16 protein-coding genes and 1 tRNA gene are annotated in these 22,526 nt (G+C 72.6%); 8 read left to right on the forward strand and 9 right to left on the reverse strand.

What is annotated here, in order from left to right; all coding sequences use genetic code 11:
* Positions 1-16 precede the first annotated feature (16 nt).
* Together mdlC and AC0AIB_RS05490 are read right to left on the reverse strand one after the other, a co-directional pair.
* Positions 17-1,612, reverse strand: a complete 1,596-nt coding sequence (mdlC, locus tag AC0AIB_RS05485) for a benzoylformate decarboxylase (RefSeq protein ID WP_465096163.1) — start codon at positions 1,610-1,612, stop codon at positions 17-19.
* 147 nt (positions 1,613-1,759) lie between these two features.
* Positions 1,760-2,563, reverse strand: coding sequence for an S-methyl-5'-thioadenosine phosphorylase (locus tag AC0AIB_RS05490; RefSeq protein WP_465096164.1), 804 nt, complete (start codon positions 2,561-2,563; stop codon positions 1,760-1,762).
* Positions 2,564-2,713: 150 nt separating this feature from the next.
* Here AC0AIB_RS05490 and AC0AIB_RS05495 point away from each other — a divergent pair, with 150 nt between their 5' ends.
* Together AC0AIB_RS05495 and AC0AIB_RS05500 are read left to right on the forward strand one after the other, a co-directional pair.
* Positions 2,714-3,304 carry a YqgE/AlgH family protein gene (locus AC0AIB_RS05495; RefSeq protein ID WP_328339823.1) on the forward strand — a complete coding sequence of 197 codons (591 nt, stop codon included), beginning with the start codon at positions 2,714-2,716 and terminating at the stop codon, positions 3,302-3,304.
* A gap of 96 nt (positions 3,305-3,400) precedes the next feature.
* Positions 3,401-3,473 (forward strand) — tRNA-Ala (locus AC0AIB_RS05500).
* Between the two features lie 1,284 nt (positions 3,474-4,757).
* Here the strand turns inward: AC0AIB_RS05500 and AC0AIB_RS05505 are convergent.
* Positions 4,758-5,099 (reverse strand): hypothetical protein, encoded by a 342-nt coding sequence (locus tag AC0AIB_RS05505; RefSeq protein ID WP_328339821.1) that lies wholly within the window; start codon positions 5,097-5,099, stop codon positions 4,758-4,760.
* A 136-nt stretch (positions 5,100-5,235) separates the two neighbouring features.
* On the opposite strand from AC0AIB_RS05505, the gene AC0AIB_RS05510 reads away from it, so the two are divergent.
* Both AC0AIB_RS05510 and AC0AIB_RS05515 read left to right on the forward strand, forming a co-directional pair.
* On the forward strand, positions 5,236-6,135 hold the full coding sequence (locus tag AC0AIB_RS05510; protein ID WP_328339819.1) for a helix-turn-helix domain-containing protein: 900 nt from the start codon (positions 5,236-5,238) through the stop codon (positions 6,133-6,135).
* Positions 6,135-6,335: a DUF397 domain-containing protein gene (locus AC0AIB_RS05515; RefSeq protein ID WP_328339817.1), complete on the forward strand. Its 201-nt coding sequence runs from the start codon at positions 6,135-6,137 to the stop codon at positions 6,333-6,335. The genes AC0AIB_RS05510 and AC0AIB_RS05515 overlap by 1 nt, the downstream gene beginning before the upstream one ends.
* A gap of 106 nt (positions 6,336-6,441) precedes the next feature.
* Here the strand turns inward: AC0AIB_RS05515 and AC0AIB_RS05520 are convergent, their stop codons facing one another.
* The 4 genes from AC0AIB_RS05520 to AC0AIB_RS05535 form a co-directional block, all read right to left on the reverse strand.
* Positions 6,442-10,536 (reverse strand): Ig-like domain-containing protein, encoded by a 4,095-nt coding sequence (locus AC0AIB_RS05520; protein ID WP_465096165.1) that lies wholly within the window; start codon positions 10,534-10,536, stop codon positions 6,442-6,444.
* A gap of 244 nt (positions 10,537-10,780) precedes the next feature.
* Positions 10,781-11,626 (reverse strand): hypothetical protein, encoded by an 846-nt coding sequence (locus tag AC0AIB_RS05525; RefSeq protein WP_465096166.1) that lies wholly within the window; start codon positions 11,624-11,626, stop codon positions 10,781-10,783.
* On the reverse strand, positions 11,623-12,132 hold the full coding sequence (locus AC0AIB_RS05530; protein ID WP_328339811.1) for a SigE family RNA polymerase sigma factor: 510 nt from the start codon (positions 12,130-12,132) through the stop codon (positions 11,623-11,625). Before AC0AIB_RS05530 ends, AC0AIB_RS05525 begins: the two co-directional genes overlap by 4 nt.
* 181 nt (positions 12,133-12,313) lie before the next feature.
* Entirely contained in the window at positions 12,314-14,524 is a 2,211-nt protein-coding gene (locus AC0AIB_RS05535; RefSeq protein WP_465096167.1) for a DUF4153 domain-containing protein, read from the reverse strand.
* Positions 14,525-14,663: 139 nt separating this feature from the next.
* On the opposite strand from AC0AIB_RS05535, the gene AC0AIB_RS05540 reads away from it, so the two are divergent.
* Positions 14,664-15,653, forward strand: coding sequence for a lytic polysaccharide monooxygenase auxiliary activity family 9 protein (locus tag AC0AIB_RS05540; protein WP_465096168.1), 990 nt, complete (start codon positions 14,664-14,666; stop codon positions 15,651-15,653).
* A gap of 21 nt (positions 15,654-15,674) precedes the next feature.
* Here AC0AIB_RS05540 and mgrA read toward each other — a convergent pair whose 3' ends face one another.
* The gene (mgrA, locus tag AC0AIB_RS05545; RefSeq protein ID WP_328339806.1) at positions 15,675-16,664 is read right to left on the reverse strand and encodes an L-glyceraldehyde 3-phosphate reductase; all 990 of its coding nucleotides are present in this window, start codon (positions 16,662-16,664) and stop codon (positions 15,675-15,677) included.
* A gap of 119 nt (positions 16,665-16,783) precedes the next feature.
* Here mgrA and AC0AIB_RS05550 point away from each other — a divergent pair, with 119 nt between their 5' ends.
* The 3 genes from AC0AIB_RS05550 to AC0AIB_RS05560 all read left to right on the forward strand — a co-directional run bounded on the left by AC0AIB_RS05550 (position 16,784) and on the right by AC0AIB_RS05560 (position 21,351).
* Positions 16,784-17,752, forward strand: coding sequence for an aldo/keto reductase (locus tag AC0AIB_RS05550; protein ID WP_328339804.1), 969 nt, complete (start codon positions 16,784-16,786; stop codon positions 17,750-17,752).
* 84 nt (positions 17,753-17,836) lie between these two features.
* Entirely contained in the window at positions 17,837-19,393 is a 1,557-nt protein-coding gene (locus tag AC0AIB_RS05555; protein ID WP_328339802.1) for a magnesium chelatase, read from the forward strand.
* Between the two features lie 2 nt (positions 19,394-19,395).
* A complete protein-coding gene (locus tag AC0AIB_RS05560) occupies positions 19,396-21,351 on the forward strand; it encodes a vWA domain-containing protein (protein ID WP_465096169.1) in 1,956 nt (651 codons plus the stop codon).
* A gap of 123 nt (positions 21,352-21,474) precedes the next feature.
* Here AC0AIB_RS05560 and AC0AIB_RS05565 read toward each other — a convergent pair whose 3' ends face one another.
* Positions 21,475-22,506 carry a GlxA family transcriptional regulator gene (locus tag AC0AIB_RS05565; RefSeq protein WP_328339797.1) on the reverse strand — a complete coding sequence of 344 codons (1,032 nt, stop codon included), beginning with the start codon at positions 22,504-22,506 and terminating at the stop codon, positions 21,475-21,477.
* Positions 22,507-22,526 lie beyond the last annotated feature (20 nt).

The following is a 22,526-nucleotide window of genomic DNA, read 5'->3' on the forward strand; positions in this document are numbered from 1 at the left end:
GGGGTGGGGTGGGGGGTTAGAGGAGGTTGGGGATGGTGGGGCTGATGGGGGCGGCCAGTACGGTCGGTCGGTTCGCGCGTAGTGCCTCGGTCAGGGCGTCGTCCAGGTCGGCCGGGGTGTCGACGACGCGGGTGGCGCAGCCGTAGCCCCGGGCGATGGCGGTGAGGTCGAGGCCCGGCAGGTCCAGTCCGGGCACGCCGGGTGTGGACTTCAGCTCGGCGAACGCCTTGAGGATGGCGTACTGCTGGTTCACCGGGACCAGCACGACCACCGGCAACCGCAGCCGGGCGGCGGTCCACAGTGCCTGCACCGAGTAGTGGAAGGAGCCGTCCCCGATCACCGCGACGACCGGCCGGCCCCGCCCGGTGTCCCGTTCGGCGAGGGCGATGCCGACGGCGGCCGGCAGCCCGTAGCCGAGCCCGCCGCTGGCCATGGTGAAGTACGACGCCGGGCGGGTCACCGGGAGCCGGCGACGCAGCGCCGCCAGGTTGGACGGTGACTCCTGCACCAGCACCCCGTCGGTGGGCCAGCAGGCGGCCAACGCGGCGAAGAGCGCGTCCGCGCCGGGCGGGTCACCGGGCTCCGGGGGCGGCGGTGTCGGGCGGGGCGCGGGCGGGGGCCGGTCGGCCGCCGGCAGCAGGTCCAGCAGCGCGGCCAGGGTCAGCCCGGCGTCACCGAGCAGGCTGTCGCCCACCGGGGCGCGGGCCGCCTCGTCCGGGTCGTCGGTGACGTGCAGCAGCCGGGCCCCGGGCGGCAGGTGGTCGCCGGGCACGTGCGGGTAGTAGCGGAACACCGGCGCACCGACCACCAGCACCACGTCGTGCCCGGTGAGCTTCTCGGCCAGGGGGGCGATCGCGTACGGCAGCACCCCCCGGTAATGCGGGTGGTGCTCCGGGAAGGCGGCCCGCTCCGGTGCCGGCGCGGACCAGACCGGCGCGGCGAGCCGCTCCGCCACCGCCACCGCGACCGGCCAGGCGGCGGCCCGGTCCACGGCCGCGCCGAGCACCAGCACCGGGTTGCGGCCGGCCGCCAGCACCGCGGCGAACTCCCGCAGCCGACGCGGGTCGGGGGCGAACCGGGTGGCCACCGTCCGCACCTGTGGCGGCGGGTCCGCCGGCTGCTGCCAGTCGTCGAGCGGCAGGGAGAGATAGACCGGTCCGGTCGGCGGTTGCGCCGCCGTGGCGTACGCCCGCATGAAGGCCGCCGGCACGTCCTGCGCCCGCGCCGGCTCGTGGCTCCACTTCACGTACGGCTGGGGAAGCTCGGTCGGTCGCCGGCTGGCCAGCCGGGGCTCCAGCAGCAGCATCTCCCGGCTCTGCTGCCCGGCGGAGACGATCAGCGGGGTCCGGTTGTGCCAGGCGGTGACGAGGTTGCCCATGCCGTTGCCGGTGCCCGGGGCGGTGTGCAGGTTGACGTGCGCCGGCCGGCCGGTGGCCTGCGCGTACCCGTCGGCCATGGCCACCGCCGACGCCTCGTGCAGGGCGTGCACGTAGTGGAAGTCGGCCGGGAAGTCCTGGAGGAACGGCTCCTCGGTCGAGCCGGGGTTGCCGAAGATCGTGGTGAGGCCGAGGGCGCGGAGCAGGTCGTAGGTGGTCTCCCGGACGGTCGCCATCGCCCCCGCCTCCGTGTCCCCGGCCCGCGCCGCTGCCCGCCGGGCCCCGGCGATCCGCCCCCGACCTGCCGAATCTATCGGGCGGCAGGCTGCGGTTCAGGCGCTTTGCCGGCTATCGCCTCCCGGACCGCGCCCGACGGGCGCGGCTCAGGGGAGCGGGAACGGGGTCCTGATGCCGTCCAGCGCGTGCCGGCAGGAGCAGTCGCGGTCGGCGGGCAGGGCGCCCACCGCGTCCAGCAGTACACCCCGCAGCCGGTCGGTGTTCTCGCCGAAGACCCGGAAGACCTCGTCCTGGGTGACCGAGTCGCCGGCCTCCACACCGGCGTCCAGGTCGGTGACCAGGGCGATGGAGGTGTAGCAGAGGGCCAGTTCGCGGGCGAGCACCGCCTCCGGGTGGCCTGTCATGTTGACCACCGCGCCGCCCATCGAGGCGTACCAGCGGGATTCCGCGCGGGTGGAGAAGCGGGGGCCCTCGACAACCACCACCGTGCCGCCGTCCACCGCCGGCACGTCCCGCCCGGTCGCCGCGTCGAGCAGGGTACGCCGCCCCACCGGGCAGTACGGGTCACCGAACGCCACGTGCACCGCGCCCTGGTCGTAGTAGGTCTGCACCCGGCCACTGGTCCGGTCGACCAGCTGGTCGGGCACCACGAAGGTGCCGGGGCCCAGCTCGGGGCGGAGCCCGCCGACGGCACACGGGGCGAGCACCTGGCGTACCCCCAGCGTGCGCAGCGCCCACAGGTTCGCCCGGTACGGGATCAGGTGCGGGGGGTGGCGGTGGTCACGCCCGTGCCGGGGCAGGAAGGCCACCCGCCGGCCGCCCACCGGTGCGACGGTGATCACGTCCGAAGGGTCGCCGTACGGTGTCTCCACCCGGTGTTCCGTCGCGTCGTCGAGGAGCGCGTACAACCCCGAACCGCCGATCACCGCGATGTCCGCCGTCGGACCCATCGACCCTCCCTCGACCGCCCTCGATCACCTGTCGGTCAGACCTTAGCCACCGCACCGGGTGCAGGCTATGGTGCCAGACATGGCGGTGACAGCACGGATGGTCGGTGGTGCCCGGTTGTCGGACCCGGTGCGCGGCTGACGATGTCCGAGATGCAGGGGGAGGGACCGGCGATCAGCGGTCGTGCCGTGGAGTCGATGACCGGGCGACTGCTGGTCGCGACACCGGCCCTCAAAGACCCGAACTTCGATCGTACGGTGGTGCTGCTTGTCGCCCACGAGGCCAACGGGGCGCTCGGGGTGGTGCTCAACCGGGCCACCGAGGTCGCCGTCGCGGACGTCCTCGGTGAGTGGAGCGACCTCGCCCGGCACCCGGCGGTGCTCTTCGAAGGCGGCCCGGTGCAGCCGGAGTCGGCGATCTGCCTGGCCCGGATGCGCCACCCGATGCGGCGGCTGAAGGGCTTCCAGCCGATCTCCGGCGCGGTCGGCACCGTCGACCTGTCGGTCGACCCGGAGCGGATGCGGGACAGCATCGGCGGCATCCGGGTCTTCGCCGGCTACTCCGGCTGGGGCGCCGGGCAGTTGGAGCAGGAGATCGAGGACGGCTCCTGGTTCGTGCTCGACGCGCTGCCCGGCGACGCCTTCGTCGACCGCCCGGACGACCTCTGGCCGATGGTGCTGCGCCGGCAGGGCGGCATGATGGCGGCGGTCGCGCACTTCCCCCCGGACGTGGCACTGAACTGATCCACCGGGCGCTTCCGGGGGCACCCCCGCGAGATGACCATGCCGGGCGTCGTGTGTATAGTTCTCTCCGTGCCCGGGCGACCGGGCCGACCGCAAGGGGCCGTGGCGCAGCTGGTAGCGCACCACACTGGCAGTGTGGGGGTCAGGGGTTCGAGTCCCCTCGGCTCCACCCTTAGGTAGCGAATCAAGGGCTTGCTCATCGAATTTGATGAGCAAGCCCTTGATTGTTTGACCCTATTCGGCCCCGGACGCGGTCCACGACCCGTCCGAAGCTACTACGTGACGGCGGTCACTTTGCCCGACCTGGGTGGGTGGATCATGAAGTGGACGTGACGGTACGGCCGCCACCTGCTACAAAGCAATGGCCTTCGGTTCTTGGTGGCCCGAGGTCGCAGTTTGCCCTCTTCGGTCCGGCTGCCAGGTTTCTTGAGGCAGGTCAGGTGCGAGTATGGCGACGCGCTCGTGCGGTGGAAGCTACCTTCCTGACGCCAGATGATGAAAGTTGATAGAGGACCCGGCGGGGTGAGCGTGGACGGGGAAGGGCACCGTGGCGAATGGACAGCGCGGCCGGACACGCCAGGGGCGGGCGTGTGCGTTTTGTGGCCTCACCGGATCGCTCAGCAAAGAGCACATCTGGCCACGGTGGATGCACGGGTACCTGGAGACTCCGAACCCCACCCGTTACGTACACCATGCCGGCTTTCGGCGAACCGCTGTCGATGCTTTCACCGAGGATCCGACTGTAGTGACTGAACGCCAAGGTTCTGTCCTGACGTTGGTTGCGCGAGAGGTTTGTCGGGGCTGCAACAACGGGTGGATGAGTCGGCTTGAGCAGCGGGTGCAACCCACCGTGTCAGACCTGATCGACTCGGCGGGTAGCCGGCAGGCAATTGTGATTCAGCCAGATCGGGCAGCCGATCTTGCTACCTGGGCAATCAAGACGGCGTGGATGCGGGAAGTTTCCACACCGACGCCGGCGACGACAACCTTAGCAATGCGTCGCCGGCTCCAACAGACTGAGCTTCCACCCGAGCACAGTTCGGTTTGGCTGGGGAGGCACGTTGGAGAGCGCGAGTTCTCGCTTCCTCAAGCCACGGTGAGAATTATCCGAAGAGACCGGTCATGGGATGACTCCGAGGTGCGGCACGCTATGTGGACGTGCCTCGTCTTCCGGGGTGTGGCGCTGTTGACCTATACCGTCACAGGTTGGGGAGTGCCAGTTCCTCGGCGTCGCCCAGACTGTTGGGTACCCATCTGGCCCGCGGTGGGGGCCATCCGATTCCCGCCTGCCCGCAGCGTCAGTGACTCGGATGTTGAGCTTGCGGTAACGCGACATACGCCGCAGCTAGTGCTGCCGGCTGTACCGCGCTTCGTTCGTGACCCCCTGGGTGTGCAGCGCCTCCGCAGAAATTGACTTACGTCTCAACCAGGGCAGTCTAATGAAGGCCACGTTTCAGCACGGGGTGGCCGGTGGCGTGGCGGGGACCAGGATGGTGCTGCCGGACCAGTTGATGTCCTCGTCGGTGATGGCCTTGTCGGGTTCGTCGTCTTCGTCGAGCGTGGAGTAGCACGCGTAGTAGCGGCCGAAGCCGTAACCGCCGGCCGTCAGCGTGGCCAGCGCCCAGGGGCGGAGCTGGTCACGCTGCTTGTCGGGGGCCAGCCGGTCGACCGGCACCCGGACGACACCGAGCAGGTCGTACCACTGGTCGGGGGTGCCGGCGTCGACGACCCGGCAGAGCGAGAACGCGTGCCGCACCTGCGGCTCCTGGCTGGTCCAGCTGCCCGGCTCGAACATGCTGCCTCCTCCTGTCGATGAACCTCCTGCCAAAGAGCATTACCGATGAAGATGATGATATCAAGACCCTGGTCTTCGGAGTGTCAGCCGACTATGGTCATGGTTGCCATGCAGACCATGGACGGATGGAGTTGAGATGACACCGAACCCCGCAAAGACGCGCCGCAAGTCGCCACCGCCGCTCGTGTCGCCCACCGTGCAGGCGTGGGAGCTGGGCATGCGGCTGCGGGAGCGCCGGGAAGAGGTGGGGATGACAGCCGTCGCGGCGGGCCGCGCGAGCGGCATCACGCAGGCGTACATCTCGGGGGTGGAGGCGGGGCGGGTCAAGCTGCCCGCCGACCGACTGGCCCAGCTGGTCACGGTCTACGAACTCGATCCTGCCGACGCGGCCGAGCTGGAGGGGCTGCGGGTCGCTGCCGCGCAGCGGGCCTGGTGGCACCAGTATTCGCAGCTCTTCCCGGCCGAGTTCCTGCGCTTCCTCGGCTACGAGGCAGGTGCCGACCACATCCGCACCTACGATAACGAGCTGCTCCATGGGCTGTTGCAGACCGAGGAATACGCCCGCGCCGTCATCCGGGGCGGCAACACCTACGTGCGACTGACCGAGATGGACCGGCGCGTTGCCGCGCGGATGGCGCGGCAACGGCGATTGGACGGTGACTACCCTATCCGCGTGACCACCGTGATCGCCGAGGGCGTGCTGCGGCAGCAGGTGGGCGGGCCGGAGGTGATGCGCGCCCAGCTCGACCACCTCGGCCGGTTGCTGACCGAGCGCCCGGAGCAGATCGAGATCCGGGTGATGCCGTTCACCGCCGGAGCGCATCCCGCGCTCGGTGGCCCGTTCCAGATCCTGTCGTTCCCGTCGCCCCGACTGCCCGACCTGGTGTGGCAGGAGGTGCTGACCTCCAGCGACATCATCGACCAGTCCAGCCGGGTCGCGGACTACGTCGTCACCTTCGCCGAGGCGCGGGAACGGGCGTTAAGCTCGACGGAGTCGCTGGAGCTGATCCGGCGGATCGCCAAGGAGATGACGTGATGACCATTCTCCCCACCCCCGATCGTGGCTGGTTCAAGTCCTCTCGCAGCTCAAACAACGCGGCCTGCGTCGAGGTGCGGTTCGTCGGTGGAGCGGTGGACGTCCGCGACACGAAGGACCGCAGCGGCCCGGTGCTCGCCTTCGACGGCCGCTCCTGGGCCAGCTTCCTGACCAGCCTCAAGGCCGACCCGACGAGCTAGTCACGCCGACGCCCGATCCGCACAGGGCAGGGCACGTCGGCGACCCCGGACACACCGAGGGGAAGGGCCCCCTTGCGGAGAGACCCTTCCCCTCAGCGTCGGGCCGTCACGACCTGATCAGGGTCATCTGCACCGTCTCGTCCGGGCTCTGCCCGGCCGCGTTGGCGAACCCGACAGTGAACGCCACGTCGAGTCGACCGGTCTTGACAAGGGTCTGGCGGTACGCGGGTGCCACCGTCACGGTCATCGTCACGGTGTTCGCCTTCGCCACCTGCCGGGTGACCGCATTCACCTTCTCACCGGTGAGGGTGAGGGTGCCTGCCGTGTTGACGGTCGCGGTGAGCGTCGCCGTACCCGACGCGGTGTCGGCCTCCACCTTGTCGATCCGTACGATCGGCGGCGGCGTCGCCGGATCCACGGTGCCGACGATCGGCTTGGACAGCGTCGACTGCCCGGACGAGTCGACCACCATCGCCTGGAACCTGACCTGCCGGCCGGCGTCCTTCGCCGTCGGCGTCCAGTCGAACAGGTAGGGGGCGGTGGTGCTGGTGCCGACCAGGGTGCCGTTGACGAACAGGCTCGTCGAGGCGATGGCGAAGTCGTCGGTGCCCCGGATCAGCGGGTGCACCGTCGTCCCGACCTGGAACACCGCGCCGCGTCCCGGGTCGGCCAGTTCGGCCGAGGGCGCGGCGTCGGCGACCCGACCCACTCCGGTGGGCACCGCCGGTGGCGGCGTCGGGCGACGCTTGGTGACGGTGACGGTGGCCGCACCGGTGCTGTCCACGCCGGAGATCGCCTCGACGCCGGTCTCCGGGACCGCCGGGCCGCCCGGCACCGGTTGCCCGCTGCCGAGGTAGCTGCCGGTCAGCGCGAACGGTGCACCCTCGCGGACGGCGGTGTTGTCGGCGTTGGCGTTGTAGACGGCGAACCCGTTGCCGGTGAGCACGTTGCGGGTGCCGGCGAGCGCCCCGGCCGTCCCGGTGCCGGCGTCGGTCAGCAGGATGCCGTACGACCGCGACGGCGCGGGCGCATAGTAGTTCCCGGTGATCCGGCTGGTGTTCACGAAGCCGTCCGTCCCGCTGGTGTACGCGATGCCGGTCTGCGGGAACCGGCTGTTCGGCTCGCCGGTGACCACGGTGTCGGTCACGTACCCGTGCTGCCTGATGCCGCTGCGGACGGTGGTGTCGGGGGTGCCGTCGCGGCCCCGCGCGCCGTCGAAGAGGATGCCCCCGGACTGGTAGCCGCTGACCACGCTGCCGGTGACCGTCACCTCGCTCTCCACCGTGCCGGTGCCCGCTCCCCGGATGACGCCGGTCTTCACGATGCCCCAGCCGTGCGGGTGCGCGGCCAGTTCCTCGTCGGTGCTCGCCACCCGCAGCGGGCCGACGACGCTGTCCGCGACCCGGCCGGCCGCGCCGAAGAACGCGATGCCCGCCTCGGCCCAGACCTCACCGGAGGTGACCGTCACCCCCGACAGGTCGAGGAACATCTCGTTGGTGTCGGTCGAGCCGAGCGACTGGCGGGAAACGGTGATCACGTTGCCGCCGCCGTCGCGCAGGTACGGCTGGTCGCCGGCCAGGTTCCCCAGCGACGGGTCCGGCTTGATGGTCACCTTGTCCGCGCCTGCGCCCTTGATCTTCAGCGGCTTGGTGATGGTCAGGCCGTTGCGGGCGCCGGTCTGCACCGGGTTGGACGCGTGGTTCACCGGCGTCGACGACTCCTGGTAGACCCCCGCGCAGACCACAATGGTGTCCCACGGCGACGCGAAGTCGACTGCCCGCTGGATCGAGGTGAAGTCCGCCGTCGGGCACTGCTTCCGGTCGTCGTCGACAGTCCAGGTGGTGTTGCCCTGCGGGTTGGCCACCGGGTCGACGAGCGCGACGTTGCCCGGGGTGTTGTCGTAGCCGGCGAGGTAGGTCGCCGGGTCGGGGCCGCCGAGGGCGGCCGGGCCGTGACCCGCGCCGTCGGCCTTGTCGCCGTCGGACAGGATCTGCGCCCCCGCCTCGGTCTCCTGGAAACGTACGTCGGCCAGCTCGATCGAGCCGGACTTCGGCAGGTCGCCCACGCCGAAGCGGAGTTCCAGCTTCGCCAGGGCGCCCACGTCCACGCCCTGCGCCGCGAACTCGGCGAGCGGGACCCGGATCTGGTCGAGGACGACGTGGGTGTTCGGGGTGTTGGTGCCCGTCGACATGTGCAGGGCGTTGCCCCAGCGGGGATCCCCGGCGTCGACGGTCCCCTCGTGGCCGGCGGTGTCGCGCAGCGCGATCACGAACCGTTGGGTGGTCGACGACGGGTCGTACGACGTGGGCTTCTCGTTGGGCCAGACCGGGTTGGTCGGGGTGCCGTTGACAGTGGTGTCCCGGGTGTTGTCGCCCCGGTTGTCGGCACCCGGGTTGCGGGTGTCGAAGAAGTTCACGGCGGCGCTGAGGGCGAGCGCCTTCAGGTGCCGTACGTCGCCGGACGCGGCCGGGATCGCGGCGGTCAGCGACGCGGTCGAGCCCGGCTCCCAGGCGAGGGTGAGCTGTCGGCCGTAGGAGTGGTTGACCGGGCTGTTCTCCCGGGTGCCGTTCTGCCCGCCGAGCGCACCGGCTGCCGGCAGCGGGCAGGGCTTGGCGGCGGTCGGCAGCCCGGTCCTGCCGAGCTGCGCCGGGGCGAAGTCCTGCGGCTCCGGGTTGCACCAGTCGTAACCACCTGTGGTGGTCGCCGGCTTCGGCGTCACCCCGGCGGCCTGCGCGTACGGGTCGGCGAAGCCGCTGCCGGTCAGGGTGCCGCCGAGGGCGTTGCGGGTGAGCGGGTTGTTCACCTCGGGACGGATCACGTCCACCCGCTCCTGCGGGGCGGCGAAGTAGCTGGTGTTGACCCGCTCGTTGCATCCGATGGCGGTGCCGGACGGGCTGGTCGGGCAGGCCGACGCCGGGACCTGGAGCCCGCTCGGGGTGTTCGCCAGCTCACCTGTCAGGTAGGGCTGGAACGCGCCCTCGCCGCCGACGTAGCGCCGGAAGAAGGCGGCCATCGTCGCCAGCCCGAGCTTCTCCTGGTCACCCATCCGCGCCGCGTCGCCGGAGAACTTGGTGTTCACGGCCGGGTTCAACGGGTCGGAGTTGTCGATGGAGTAGTTCAGGTCGGGGTCGGTGTAGCTGGCCGCACCGCTGAGCCGCAGGTTGTTGGGGTGGATGTTGTTGGTCGCGAACGGCGCCGAGTTGCCGCAGGCGGCGTCGTTGTTGGCCTGGCCGTCCGCGCCGCCGTCGGCGTACCAGACGGTGTTGTACCAGTTGTGGATCGCGCCCAGGTGCTCCACCTGGATCCGGGGGAAGGGGTCGCCCGGGTTGACGTACTGGCTGCGTTCGAAGAGCCGCGCGCCCTGGAGGTTGGAGACGTCGCCGTCGCACATCGGCAGGATCGACATGTACGGCATCCCGTACGGGGCCTTGCGCTCGTAGTCCACAGGCGCTAGCGAGATGACCCCGCGCAGCGGATAACGCGGACCGTCGGTGCGGATCCGGTTGTAGTCGATGAAGCTCGACACCGCGTCACCACCGCGCGAGTGGCCCATCAGGCCGATGCGGGTCAGGTCGAGGCGACCGGCGAGGGTGGTGCCGACTGTGGTGTGCGGGTCGACAGGCAGCCCGCCGGGGCGGTTCGCCGCGCTTATCGCGTCCAGGGTGGCGGCGATGAGCAGCCGCCGGCTGTGCATGCCCTTGCCCTTGCTGCTGTCCTGCCGCATCATCAGCTGGTCCTGGGACACCGAGAACGTGGTGTAGCCCCAGGTGGCGAGGTTTTCCGCCAGGTAGGCGTAGCCGTTCTCGTTGTGCTTGAACTGGGCGCAGGTGAGCTGGGCGGTGTCCTGACCGGAGTCGCACGAGCCGTGGTTGCCGTGCACCAGCACGATCACCGGCGACGGGGTGGTGCGCTTGGTCCAGTCCGGCGTGTAGAGCTGACCCCGGATCTCGACCTGCTCCGCCGCCTGCGCCGTGCCGGCCGTCGGGTCGGCGCCTGCGGAGTTCGGCTCCTGGATGCTGGCGAGGCCGAACTTGGCCTCCTGGACGGCCCGGTGACCGAAGGGGCCGCGGGCCGTCGGGTCGGGCAGGTCCGGCGAGGCGGCCGGGGGTGGTGCGACTGCGGTGGGTGACGCCGCGGTGGCCGGCGTCGCCAGTGCCACCGGGGCCGTCACCGCGACGATCACCGAGAGGAGTACGCGCATACTCCTCGATGTTCGTACCTTCAAAGGATTCTCCTCGGAACGAGTTGAGCGTTCAACGGTCGCGAACGCTAACCAGTTCTCGTTTCTCCGAGGTTTCCGTTGACAGCCGTTTTCTGGCTGATCAAATACCGTCCTACCAGGGGAAATGCGCCCGCGACGGTAACCCGGCGGGTAACCGGACGGGTGCCGGAATTGCGGATGGCTGCCGCCTACCGGGCAACCCGCTTATCCCGGGCAAGTCCTCTCAGCGCAGATGGAACCGTTCGTCACCGGCGAGGGTCGCCAGCTGTCGCGGCGAGAACGGCAGGGCGGTCAGTTCCGGTTGGCCGTCGCCGAGCCTCGCCGACTGCGCGACGAAGACCACCACCCCGTCCGGGTGCCGGTAGGCGGCCCACTGGTCGAACCGGTCGTCCCCGCCGGGCCGGACCACCACGCCGACCTGCGTCGTGCCGACGGTCACCACCTCGCACTCGCCCGCCATGCCCCAGAACTGCCGGGTCAGCGGGCACGGCCCGGTCGACAACCGGTTGCCGGCACTGTGCACCTCGACGAGCAACCGGCCCATCCGTTGCCCCTGCTGCACGGTGACCGAGGACGTGTAACTCCACACCTCGACCCCGTCCAACTCGCCGTCGAACTGTGCCTGATGGTCGCGCACCAGGGGCTGGCCGGCGGGCGGGTTCGCCGGGTCCGCCGGCACGGTGTACCTGGTCGGTACCACCGCGACGAGTTCGTCGAGCAGTCGGACCCCCTGGTCGTACCGGGTGCCCGCCCGCGCGGTCCGGTCCTCCTGGGGACGACCGTCGGGCCCGGTCGGCCACGCCTGCTTGGTGTCGTGCACCGACGGGGGTGGGACGGGACCGGGATCGGACGCCGCCGGGGTGAACCCGCCGGAACCGGGGGCGCCGATCGCCCTCACCCCGGTCACCGCGAGCAGCGCCACCGCCAGTCCGACGCCGGCCCAGGCGGTACGGCGTCGTACCCGGGTCCGTCGGGCCGCACGCAGCGCGGCGTCCACGCTCAACGACGGCGGCCGGGTGGTGCCGGCCATCTCGGTACGTAGTGCCTCGCGCAACTCTTCGCCGTTCATCGTTGTCCCTTCCGGACTCCGCTGAGGGTGGGGGACAGGAGGCCGCGCAGCGTTTCCAGCCCGCGCGCCGACTGGCTCTTCACCGTCCCGGTGGAGCAGCCGAGCACCGCCGCGGCCTCCTCGACGGACTGGTCCTCCCAGTAACGGAGCACCAGGACGGCCCGCTGCCGTGGCGGTACGGCGGCCAGCGCCTGGAGCAGCACCAGCCGGTTCTCCGGTGACTCGGGCGGTGCCGGCCGCTCGCTCTGCTCGGCACCCACCCGTTCCCGCCGCCACCAGCCGCGCCGCCGCTCGTCGAGGAAGGTCCGGACCAGGATCTGCCGCACGTAGGCGTCCAGTACCTCGTGCCGGGAGACCCGGTTCCAGACCAGATAGAGCTTCGTGAACGCGGTCTGCACCAGGTCCTCCGCCCGGTGCCAGTCGCCGCAGAGCAGGTACGCGGTGCCGCGCATCGCCTCCGACCTCGCCGCGAAGTACGCCGCGAACGCCGCGTCGCGATCACCCATTCAGGCCTCCGATCCCCATGTCGAGATAGTCACGCGGGGTCCGGCGCCGCGGGTTGCCCGTCCCGGCGAAATCGTCACCGGGCGGTTCGGTGGTGGAACAGCGCTGCCCGACCCGGTAAACGATCCGGGCCGGGCAGCGGATTCGGTGCAGTGCGGTGCGGTGCGGTGCGGTGTGGGACGGTCAGCGGGGCGTGCGGCGGGTCTTCGGCAGGTCGAACTGGTCGGCGGCCTTGCAGTCCTTCTGCCCACCGATCGCGCGCGGGCCCAGCCGGTCCAGTTCGGCGCGGGCCCGGGTGCGGCCCAGGTTCCAGGCGTACCACGGATCCGGTTCGGCGAGGTCGTCGTCGATCCAGCTCAGCGTGCAGCGGCGGACCCGGTCCGGCAGGTTGGCCAGGGCGGGGGTGGCGTCGGCGGAGAGCGCCCGCAGGTACCAGGCGTCGATCTTGCCGGACTGCTCGTACCGGGCGATGTTGCGGCGGGCCGCGTAGTCCTCCGGGTTGAGCACGGCCAGGCCGAGCAGCATCACCACGGCCAGGCCGACGGTGACGCCGGGAACCCAGCGGCCCTGCCACCGCACCCCCGCCGCCAGGATCATCAGGAAGACCGCGCCGAGCAGCAGCTCGAAGGCCATCACGAAGATCCGCTCGCCGGTGAAGCTGTAGACCTTCTGGTAGGTGTACATCCGGGACAGCGCGGACACCACGATCACCACGCTGAGCGCGCTGAGCAGCCCGAGCAGCACCCGCAGCAGGATCCGTTCGACCCGGGTCTCCCGTCGCGCCCACCGGGTCACCCCGCCCAGCACCGCCACGGTCAGCAGGGTCACCACGGTGAGCTGCCAGAACCCGCTGCGGGCGTACTCGGCGTAGCTCAGGCCGGCGGTGCGCAGGACGTGCCGCTGACCGCCGAAGAGCACTGTGAACTGCACCGCGACGAAGCCGACGAAGAGCAGTGTCAGGGCCGCGATGGCCGGGGCCCACTCCAGCGTCCCCCACCGACGGCGACCCTCCCGGTCGACAGCGGACAGGTCCGGCGGGGCGGTCAGGGTGTAGGTGGCGGCGACCGCGATCAACCCGCCCAGCGTGGCCAGGAAGATCCAGCGGATCACCGTACCGACGTTGATCTCGGGCACGATCGCGCCGAGCACCTGGTTGAAGGCGGCATCGGCGGAGGAGAGCAGCAGCCCGAAGACGAGCAGCACCACGGCGGTGGCGACGACCGAGCCGACGACCCGGGGCACCAACTGGCCGGAGCCGGTGGTGGTCACGTGCCGACGTACCCAGGGCAGCCCGCGCAGCGCCGCGAACGGGGCCGCGACCAGGCTGAACAGGATCGAACGGAGCTGTCTTCCGCCCACGATGGCCAGCGCCGCGCAGCCCAGTGCCCCGAACACGCAGAAGGTCACCAGCCACCAGGCGTTACGGAAGGCCAGCACGGCCAGCAGCGCCAGCGCGGCCACCGCCCAGCCGCCCCGGATCAGCCGGTCGGTGCGGGTCAGCGCCTCGGTGCTCTTCCGGACGGCGGCGACCACCCCGACGGTGAGGATCAACCAGCCGAGGAACCAGCCGATGCCGGTGCGGCTCAGCGGGACGAAGAACGCCACGCCCAGCGCGCCGACGAGCACCGCCGCCGGCACCGCCCACCCGGTCGCGGGCCGGGGTCCGGGCCACCGGGTGCTGAGGAACGACGGCGGTGGCGGCTGCGGGGCCCAGGACGCCGGCGGCCCACCCCAGTACGGGGCCGGCCGTGCACCGGCACCCGGCGGCACCGGGGGCGCGCCCGGACCCGGCGGCACCGGGGGCGCGCCCGGACCGGGCGGCACCGGGGGCGCGCCCGGACCGGGCGTCGCCGGCCGGTCCGGGCCGGGCTGTGGGGCGGGCGCTGCCGGGTTCTTCGGGGCCGGCTCGCCGGCGGTGGTGGCTGCCCCGGTGCGCGGAGCGGGGACCGTCGTGGCCCGCTGGGCTGCGGGAACCTGCCCTGCCTGCCCGGATACCTCGCCAGCCGGGTCATCGTCGGTCGAGCCGGCCGGGGCCCCGTCGCTTCGAGCGGCCGGCACGGCAGGAGCTGCCGTTGCCCGGGCGGCGGCCGACGGGAGTGCTTCTGTCCGCCCGGTGGCGGGGGCGGTCTCCGGATGCGCGTCGACGTCGCCCGCCGGGGCGTCGGTGGTCGCCGGCACCAGGGGCAGGAAGATGGCATAGCCGAGGGTGCCGTCCGGGACCTGGACCGGGATGGCCCACCCGGGCTCACCCTCCCGGCCGGGCCACCTGATGGCCGGCGGCGCCCCCGCCAGGGTGGGCATGGTCAACAGGTACGGCGTCCCGGCGGCGGGCGGGGGCCCGGACGGCGGTGGGCTGCCCCCGGGGGAGTCTGACGTCGGTTCCGGCTCGGACACGCACGCTCCTTGATACGGGAAGTGCGGTCACTGTAGAGCCAACCAGACCCCACCCGCCGCCCCTCGCCGCCGGCACGCCGCGCCCGACCGTCGAACCTTTGCCCGTCCGCATCCGTACCAGTGGCGGGAGGTCGACCAGATGACCGTACGCCGAACGCTCGCCGCCCTCGCGGTCGTGGCGGTGACTGTGCTGCTCGACGCGGCTCCCGCCGCCGCGCACGGCGCACCGACCAGCCCGCTGAGCCGTTCGGCGGCCTGCGGCCCGGAGGGGCCGCACGTCTCGACATCGGCCTGCCTGGCGGCGGTGTCGGCGGGCGCGGCACTGCGCGAGTGGGACAACATCCGGGTGTACGGCGTCGCCGGCCGGGACCGGCAGCGCATCCCGGACGGCGAGCTGTGCAGCGGTGGGCTCTCCGCCTACCGGGGGCTGGACCTGGCCCGCGCGGACTGGCCGGCGACCGAGCTGACCGCCGGGGCGAAGTACACCTTCCGCTACCGGGGCACCATCCCGCACAAGGGCACCTTCCGGCTGTACACCACCCGCCCCGGGTACGACCCGCAGACTCCGCTGCGCTGGGCCGACCTCGACAGGATTCCGTTCCTGTCGGTGACCGACCCGCCGCTGCGGGACGGGTCGTACCAGATGCCGGGGCGGTTGCCCGCAGGTTTGACCGGCCGGCACCTGATCTACACGGTGTGGCAGAACTCCGACACCCCGGACACCTACTACTCCTGCTCCGACGTGCTGTTCCGGCCGGCCGGCGGCGTGCTGGCGGCCAGCCCGACCGACACCGCCCCGAGCGGCACCACGTCGACAGGCACCACGTCGACAGGCACCACGTCGACAGGTGCCACGTCGACAGGTGCCGGCACGGCCCCGGCGGCCTCCCCCGAAGCCACCTCGGTCGTCGGCGGGTCCGTCGGCCCGGGCGGGGAGGCCGGCGTACCGGTGGCATCGGTGACCCGGCTCGGCGGCGGCAACCTGCGGCTGGTGGTGGGCGCGGCGGTGGTGGTGACCGTGCTGCTGGTGGCGCTGGTGGCGACCCGGCTGCGCCGCCCGGCACCCGTCCCGCCCGGCCGCCCCTGCGGGGTGCGCAACCACCGCGCCGGCCGCCGCCGCATCTGGTGAGCGGGACGGCCGGCGGGGGAGTCAGCCGAGGAGGCGGTCGATCTCGCTCAGCTCGTCGGGGGTGAGGTCGAGGCGGCGTAGGGCGGCGACGTTGCCCTCCAACTGGGCCACGCTGCTGGCCCCGATGATCAGGCTGGTCATCCGGGGGTCACGCAGCGCCCAGGCCAGGGCGAGCTGGGCGAGGGTCTGCCCACGCCCTTCGGCGACCTTGCCGAGGCCCCGGACGGTGGCCAGCTTCTCGTCGGTCACGGCGCTCTCGTCGAGGAAGACGCTGGTGCGTACCCGGGAATCCTCCGGGATGCCGCCGAGGTAGCGGTCGGTGAGCAGCCCCTGGGCCAGCGGGCTGTAGGCGATGCAGCCCGCCCCGACCTCGGCCAGCGTGTCGAGCAGGCCGTCGGCCTCCGTCCAGCGGTTGAGCATGGAGTAGGACGGCTGGTTGATCAGCAGCGGCGTACCCAGGTCACGCAGGATCGCGGCGGCCCGCGCGGTCTGCTCCGAGTCGTAGTTGGAGACGCCGACGTAGAGCGCCCGACCGGACCGGACGATGGCGTCGAGCGCGCCCATCGTCTCCTCCAGCGGGGTGTCCGGGTCGAACCGGTGGGAGTAGAAGACGTCGACGTAGTCCAGACCCATCCGCCGCAGCGACTGGTCCAGCGACGAGATCAGGTTCTTGCGGGAGCCCCACTCGCCGTACGGGCCGGGCCACATCAGGTAGCCCGCCTTGCTGGACACCACCAGCTCGTCCCGGTAGGGCTTCAGGTCGGTGGCGAGCAGTCGGCCGAACGCCTCCTCGGCCGCGCCGGGCGGGGGACCGTAGTTGTTGGCGAGGTCGAAGTGGGTGACGCCGAGGTCGAACGCCCGGCGGACGATGTCCCGCTGCCTGTCGAACGGGCGGTCCGGCCCGAAGTTGTGCCACAGCCCGAGGGAGATGGCCGGCAGTCGCAGGCCACTGCGCCCGCTGCGGCGGTAGGTCATCTGGTCGTAGCGGTCGTCCGCGGCGAGGTAGGTCACGGCCCCGACCCTAGCCCGACCCCCCGACAGGGCGTTCACCCTGGTCGGGGCCGTCCCGTCGCCGGCAGCACACGGCGACTCGGGCTCGTCGGGCCGCCGCCCAGGGTAGCTTCGAGCGTATGCGCTTCGTCCCGGTCGACACTCCCAAGCCCATTTCCAAGATCGGCCTCGGCACCTGGCAGTTCGGTTCCCGGGAGTGGGGCTACGGGCCCGACTACGAGCGGCGGGCGACCCAGATCGTCAGGCGGGCACTCGACCTCGGGGTGACCCTGTTCGACACCGCCGAGCTGTACGGCTTCGGTCGCAGCGAGCGCATCCTCGGCGAGGCGCTCGACGCCGACCGGGCCAAGGTCGTGGTGGCCAGCAAGATCTTTCCGCTGCTGCCGGTGGCCCCGGTGGTGCAGCAGCGCGCGGTCGCCTCGGCGGCCCGGCTCGGCGTCCGCTGCATCGACCTCTACCAGGTGCACCAGGCCAACCCGGTGGTCGCCGACACGCACACCATGCGGGGCATGCGCGCCCTCCAGGACGTCGGCCTGGTCGGCGAGGTCGGGGTCAGCAACTATCCGCTGCGTCGCTGGCAGTTCGCCGAGGCCGCGCTGGGTCGGCGGGTGCTGAGCAACCAGGTCCGCTACAGCATGGTCGACCGTGGTCCGGAGGAGGACCTGATCCCGTACGCGGAGCAGGCCGGGCGGGTCGTCATCGCGTACAGCCCGCTGGCCCAGGGCTTCCTCTCCGGCCGGTACGACGCGGCCCACCCGCCCACCGGGGCGGTGCGCCGGGCCAACCCGTACTTCCTGCCGGAGAACCTGGAACGCGGCGCGGCGCTGATCGGCACCCTGCGGGAGGTGGCCGACGCGCACGACGCCACCCCCAGCCAGATCGCCCTGGCCTACCTGCTGCACCACCCGAACGTGGTGGCCATCCCCGGGGCCTCCAGCGTGGAGCAGGTGGAGCGCAACGCCGCCGCCGCGGAGATCGACCTGCCCGCCGACGAGTACGCCGCCCTGGCCACCGCCGCCCGGCAGTTCCGGCCGGTCACCGGCCTGGCCGCGCTGCCGAAGCTGATCCGCGCCCGCGCCGGCAGGTGAGCGGCACGACGCCGACCACCGGCCCGCCTCCCGCGGCGGGGGCGATCCCGGTGACGGGGGCGGCGGGAGCGCGACCGCGCTAGCGTGGGTCGGGTGACTGCGCCCAACCAGGCTCTCCCGGTCCCGCCCGCCGACCTGCCGGGCACCCTCGGCGCACTGCGCGCCGCCGGACACCGGTACCAGACCGTCAAGCAGGAACTCCGCCACAACCTCCTCGCCCGGATGCGCTCCGGCGAGGACCGTTTCCCCGGCATCGTCGGCTACGACGACAGTGTGCTGCCCGAGGTCGAGCGGGCCCTGCTCGCCGGCCACGACATGGTGCTGCTCGGCGAGCGCGGCCAGGGCAAGACCCGACTGATCCGTTCGCTCGTGGCGCTGCTCGACGAGTGGACCCCGGTGCTCCCCGGGTCGGTGCTCAACGAGCACCCGCTGCACCCGCTCACCCCGGCCTCCCGCGCGCTGGTCGCCGAGGCCGGTGACGACCTGCCGATCGGCTGGCTGCACCGCTCCATGCGGTACGGCGAGAAGCTGGCCACCCCGGACACCAGCGTCGGTGACCTGATCGGCGACGTCGACCCGATCCGGATCGCCCAGGGGCGCACCCTCGGCGACCCGGAGACGATCCACTTCGGGTTGGTGCCGCGTACCAACCGGGGCATCTTCGCCGTCAACGAGCTGCCCGACCTGGCCGAGCGGATCCAGGTGGCGCTGCTCAACGTGCTGGAGGAGCGGGACATCCAGGTCCGTGGCTACCAGCTGCGGCTGCCGCTGGACCTCTTCCTGGTGGCCAGCGCCAACCCGGAGGACTACACCAACCGGGGCCGGATCATCACCCCGCTCAAGGACCGGTTCGGTGCGGAGGTCCGGACCCACTACCCGGTCGACCTGGACCTGGAGCTGGCCCTGATCCGGCAGGAGGCCGACCTGGTCGCCGAGGTGCCGGAGCACGTGCTGGAGGTGCTGGCCCGGTTCGCCCGCGCGGTGCGCGAGTCGCCGTCGGTGGACCCGCGCTCCGGGGTCTCCGCCCGGTTCGCCATCGCCGCCGCCGAGACGGTCGCCGCCGCCGCGTTGCGCCGCGCCGGCCTGCTCGCCGGTCCCGCCGGTGCGCCGACCTCCGACTCCGGTCCCGCCGGGTCCCCGGCCACCGACCCCGGTCCGGCCGGGTCGCGGGGTGCCGGCTCCGCGTCGGGTGCCGGCGCCGCCACGGTACGTCCCGAAGCGCCCGTCGCCCGGGTCGGTGACGCGGTGTCGGTGACCTCGACGCTGCGGGGCAAGGTCGAGTTCGAGAGCGGTGAGGAGGGGCGGGAGACCGAGATCCTGGCCCACGTGCTGCGTACCGCGACCGCCGAGACGTTCCGGGCCCGGCTGGCCGGGTTGGACCTGTCCGGCTTCACCGCGCTGGTCGCCGAGGGGGCGGTGATCGAGACCGGTGAGCTGGTCGCCTCGGCGGAACTGCTGCGCCAGGTCGGCACCGTGCCGGGGCTGGCCAAGGCACTTGACCGGTTGGGGCTGGGCGACGCGCCCACCCCGGAACAGGCCGCCGCCGGTGTCGAGTTCGTGCTGGAGGGGTTGCACCTGACCCGCCGGCTCGGCAAGGACGTCACCGAGTCCGGCCGCACCGTCTACGGCGGTCGGAGCTGAGCATGGCCGGCAACCGGTTCCGGTACGGCCAGTGGCAGGGCGGCCCCGACCCGCTCGCCCCGCCGTACGACGTACGCGCCGCGGTGGACGCGGTCGGCGCGGAGGTGCTGGCCGGCGGCAGCCTCCGGGACGCGCTGCGCGATCTGCTGCGCCGGGGCCCGCAGGGTCGGGGCGGCCTGGACGACCTGGCCGCCCGGGCCCGCCGGCTGCGCCGGGAGGCGCTGCGCCGGGGCGACCTGGACGGTGCGGTGACCCGGTCCCGGGCGCTGCTCGACCAGGCGCTCGCGGCGGAGCGGGACGCACTGCGCGGGCGGACCGACGACGACGCCCGGTTCGCCGAGACGGTGCTCGACAACCTGCCCCGGTCCACCGCCCGCGCCGTGCAGGAGCTGGCCGAATACCGGTGGACAAGCGACGAGGCCCGGCAGACCTATCAGCGGATTCTCGACGGGCTGCGCGGTGACGTGCTGGAGCAGCGGTTCGCCGGGCTGCGCGACGCCGCGCGGGCCGCCGGGGATCCGGCCGTGCAGGCGCAGCTCGCCGAGATGATGCGCGACCTCAACGACCTGCTGGCCCGGCACGCCCGCGCGGAGGACACCACCGACGCGTTCGCCGAGTTCATGCGCCGGCACGGCGAGTTCTTCCCGGAGCAGCCGAAGGACGTCGACGAGCTGGTCGACGTGCTGGCCCGCCGGTCGGCCGCCGGCCAGCGGCTGATGCGGTCGCTGTCTGACCGGCAGCGCGAGGAGCTGGCCGGGCTGATGCGGCAGTCGCTCGGCGACCGGCTCACCGGTGAGCTGTCCGCGCTCGACGCCCACCTGCGCGCCCTGCGCCCCGACCTGGACTGGCAGCGGGGCGAGCGGGTCCGGGGCGACCGGCCGCTCGGCTACGGCGAGGCGACCGACGCGCTGGACGAGATCGCCGAGCTGGACGAACTGCTCGACTCCCTCGACCAGCAGCATCCCGGGGCCACCCTGGACGACGTGGACGTCGACGCGGTCGCCCGGACGCTGGGCCGGGACGCCGCCGACGAGGTGAGCCGGCTGCGGGAGCTGGAGCGGGAGCTGCGCCGGCAGGGCTGGGTGGGCCGGGACGCCGACGGGCTGACGCTCAGCCCGAAGGCGCTGCGCCGGTTGGCGGGCACCGCGCTGCGCCGGGTCTTCGCCGACCTCACCGCCGGCCCGCGCGGCCAGCACGACCTGCGCACGGCCGGGGCGGCCGGCGAGGTCAGCGGTGCCTCCCGGCAGTGGGAGTACGGCGACGAGCAGCCGCTGGACGTGGTGCGCACGCTCACCCGGGCGGTCAGCCGTGCCGGTCCCACGGTGCCGCTCCAACTCGCCGTCGAGGACTTCGAGGTGGTGGAGACGGAACGGCGGGCGTCGGCGGCGGTGGTGCTCTGCGTCGACCTGTCGTACTCGATGGTGTCGCAGGGGCGGTGGGGGCCGATGAAGCAGACGGCGCTGGCCCTGTCGCACCTGATGGCGACCCGGTTCCCGCAGGACGCGTTGCAGATCGTCGGCTTCGGCCTGGAGGCGATGCCGTTGACCCAGCAGGAGTTGGCGGCGGTGGAGCCGGACCTGCGGCAGGGCACCAACCTCCAGCACGCCTTGCGGCTGGCCGGGCGGCACCTGCGCCGGCACCCGGGGGCCGAGCCGGTGGTGCTGGTGGTCACCGACGGTGAGCCGACCGCCCACCTCGACCCGGACGACGGCGAGGCGTACTTCCACTGGCCGCCGCTGCCGGAGACGGTCCAGGCCACCATCCGCGAGGTGGACCGGCTGGCCCGTGCCGGTGTCACCCTCAACCTGTTCCTGCTGGGTGAGGATCCCGGCCTGCGCCGTTTCATGGACGCGGTGGCCCGCCGCTCCCGGGGCCGCCTGTTCACCCCCGACCTGGGCGACCTGGGCGAGTACGTGGTCTCCGACTACCTCCGTTCCCGGCGCACCCCCGGGCGCTGATCCCGGCCCCGCCGACGTGCCGTCCGTCCGGGTGATCCGGGCGGCACGACCCCCTGCCCGACGGGGTGGCAAGGGGGTTGTGGACAGTGGGCCGGGCTGCGTCTGCCCCGGCAGCTCGGGCAGCTACGGATGCTGAGCGACCAGCCGCAGCCCGCCTGACTCCGCAGGTGCCGACCCGGCGGCCGGGGCGCGGCGGAAGGTGCGGCGGTAGGCCGAGGGGGAGACGCCGATCCGGGTGTGCAGGTGCTGGCGCAGGGCGGCGGTGGTGCCGAAGCCCGCCCGCCGGGCCACCTGTTCGACGCTCAGGTCGGTGGTCTCCAGGAGTAGTCGGGCGTGGTCGGTGCGCTGCTGGAGCAGCCACTGCGCCGGGCTCAGCCCGGTCTCCGAGCGGAAGTGCCTGGTGAAGGTGCGCACGCTCATCCGGGCGTGGGCGGCCAACTCCCGCAGGGCGACCGGCTCGTGCAGGCGCTGCCGGGCCCACTCCCGGGTGGCCGCGGTGCCGCTGGCCGGGGTGCGCGGCACCGGCCGCTCGATGTACTGGGCCTGGCCACCGTCGCGCCACGGGGGCACCACGCACCGCCGGGCCGCCCGGTTGGCCACCTCGCTGCCGTGGTCGCTGCGGACGACGTGCAGGCAGAGGTCGATGCCGGCGGCCACCCCGGCCGAGGTGAGCACCCGGCCGGCGTCGATGAACAGCACGTCCGGGTCGAGGTCGACCTCGGGGTACAGCCGGCGGAAGCGGTCGGCGTAGGCCCAGTGGGTGGTGGCCGGGAGGCCGCCGAGCAGCCCGGCGGCGGCCAGCACGAACGCGCCCGTGCAGATCGACATCACCCGGGCGCCCCGGCGGTGGGCGGCCCGCAGCGCCGTGGTCACCGCCGGGTCGAGCGTGCCGTCGGTCATCGGCGGGCCGTCGTGCAGGCCGGGCACCACCACCGTGTCGACGGTCGTCAGCAGGTCTAGGTCGTGGTCGGGCAGGACCCGGAAACCGGCGGTGCTGCGGACCGGGCGGCCACCGGGGGTGCAGGTGTCGACGGTGTAGAGCGGTAGCCGGTCGTCGCCACGGGCAGCCCCGAAGACCTGCGCCGGGGCACCCAGGTCGAGGCCGACCACGCCGTCGAGGGCCAGCACGCCGATCCGGTGCGGCACGAGGGTCATGGCCCGATTATTGCGTACGA

It is taken from the genome of Micromonospora sp. DSM 43699 (genome assembly GCF_055517075.1).

Excerpts from the sequence above, each read along its gene's own strand:
- AC0AIB_RS05495 (WP_328339823.1), top strand. The coding sequence starts at position 2,714 with ATGCAGGGGGAGGGACCGGCGATCAGCGGTCGTGCCGTGGAGTCGATG.
- AC0AIB_RS05520 (WP_465096165.1), bottom strand. The coding sequence starts at position 10,536 with ATGCGCGTACTCCTCTCGGTGATCGTCGCGGTGACGGCCCCGGTGGCA.
- AC0AIB_RS05540 (WP_465096168.1), top strand. The coding sequence starts at position 14,664 with ATGACCGTACGCCGAACGCTCGCCGCCCTCGCGGTCGTGGCGGTGACT.
- AC0AIB_RS05550 (WP_328339804.1), top strand. The coding sequence starts at position 16,784 with ATGCGCTTCGTCCCGGTCGACACTCCCAAGCCCATTTCCAAGATCGGC.
- AC0AIB_RS05530 (WP_328339811.1), bottom strand. The coding sequence starts at position 12,132 with ATGGGTGATCGCGACGCGGCGTTCGCGGCGTACTTCGCGGCGAGGTCG.
- AC0AIB_RS05505 (WP_328339821.1), bottom strand. The coding sequence starts at position 5,099 with ATGTTCGAGCCGGGCAGCTGGACCAGCCAGGAGCCGCAGGTGCGGCAC.
- AC0AIB_RS05560 (WP_465096169.1), top strand. The coding sequence starts at position 19,396 with ATGGCCGGCAACCGGTTCCGGTACGGCCAGTGGCAGGGCGGCCCCGAC.
- mdlC (WP_465096163.1), bottom strand. The coding sequence starts at position 1,612 with ATGGCGACCGTCCGGGAGACCACCTACGACCTGCTCCGCGCCCTCGGC.
- AC0AIB_RS05510 (WP_328339819.1), top strand. The coding sequence starts at position 5,236 with ATGACACCGAACCCCGCAAAGACGCGCCGCAAGTCGCCACCGCCGCTC.
- AC0AIB_RS05490 (WP_465096164.1), bottom strand. The coding sequence starts at position 2,563 with ATGGGTCCGACGGCGGACATCGCGGTGATCGGCGGTTCGGGGTTGTAC.
- AC0AIB_RS05525 (WP_465096166.1), bottom strand. The coding sequence starts at position 11,626 with ATGAACGGCGAAGAGTTGCGCGAGGCACTACGTACCGAGATGGCCGGC.
- AC0AIB_RS05515 (WP_328339817.1), top strand. The coding sequence starts at position 6,135 with ATGACCATTCTCCCCACCCCCGATCGTGGCTGGTTCAAGTCCTCTCGC.
- AC0AIB_RS05565 (WP_328339797.1), bottom strand. The coding sequence starts at position 22,506 with ATGACCCTCGTGCCGCACCGGATCGGCGTGCTGGCCCTCGACGGCGTG.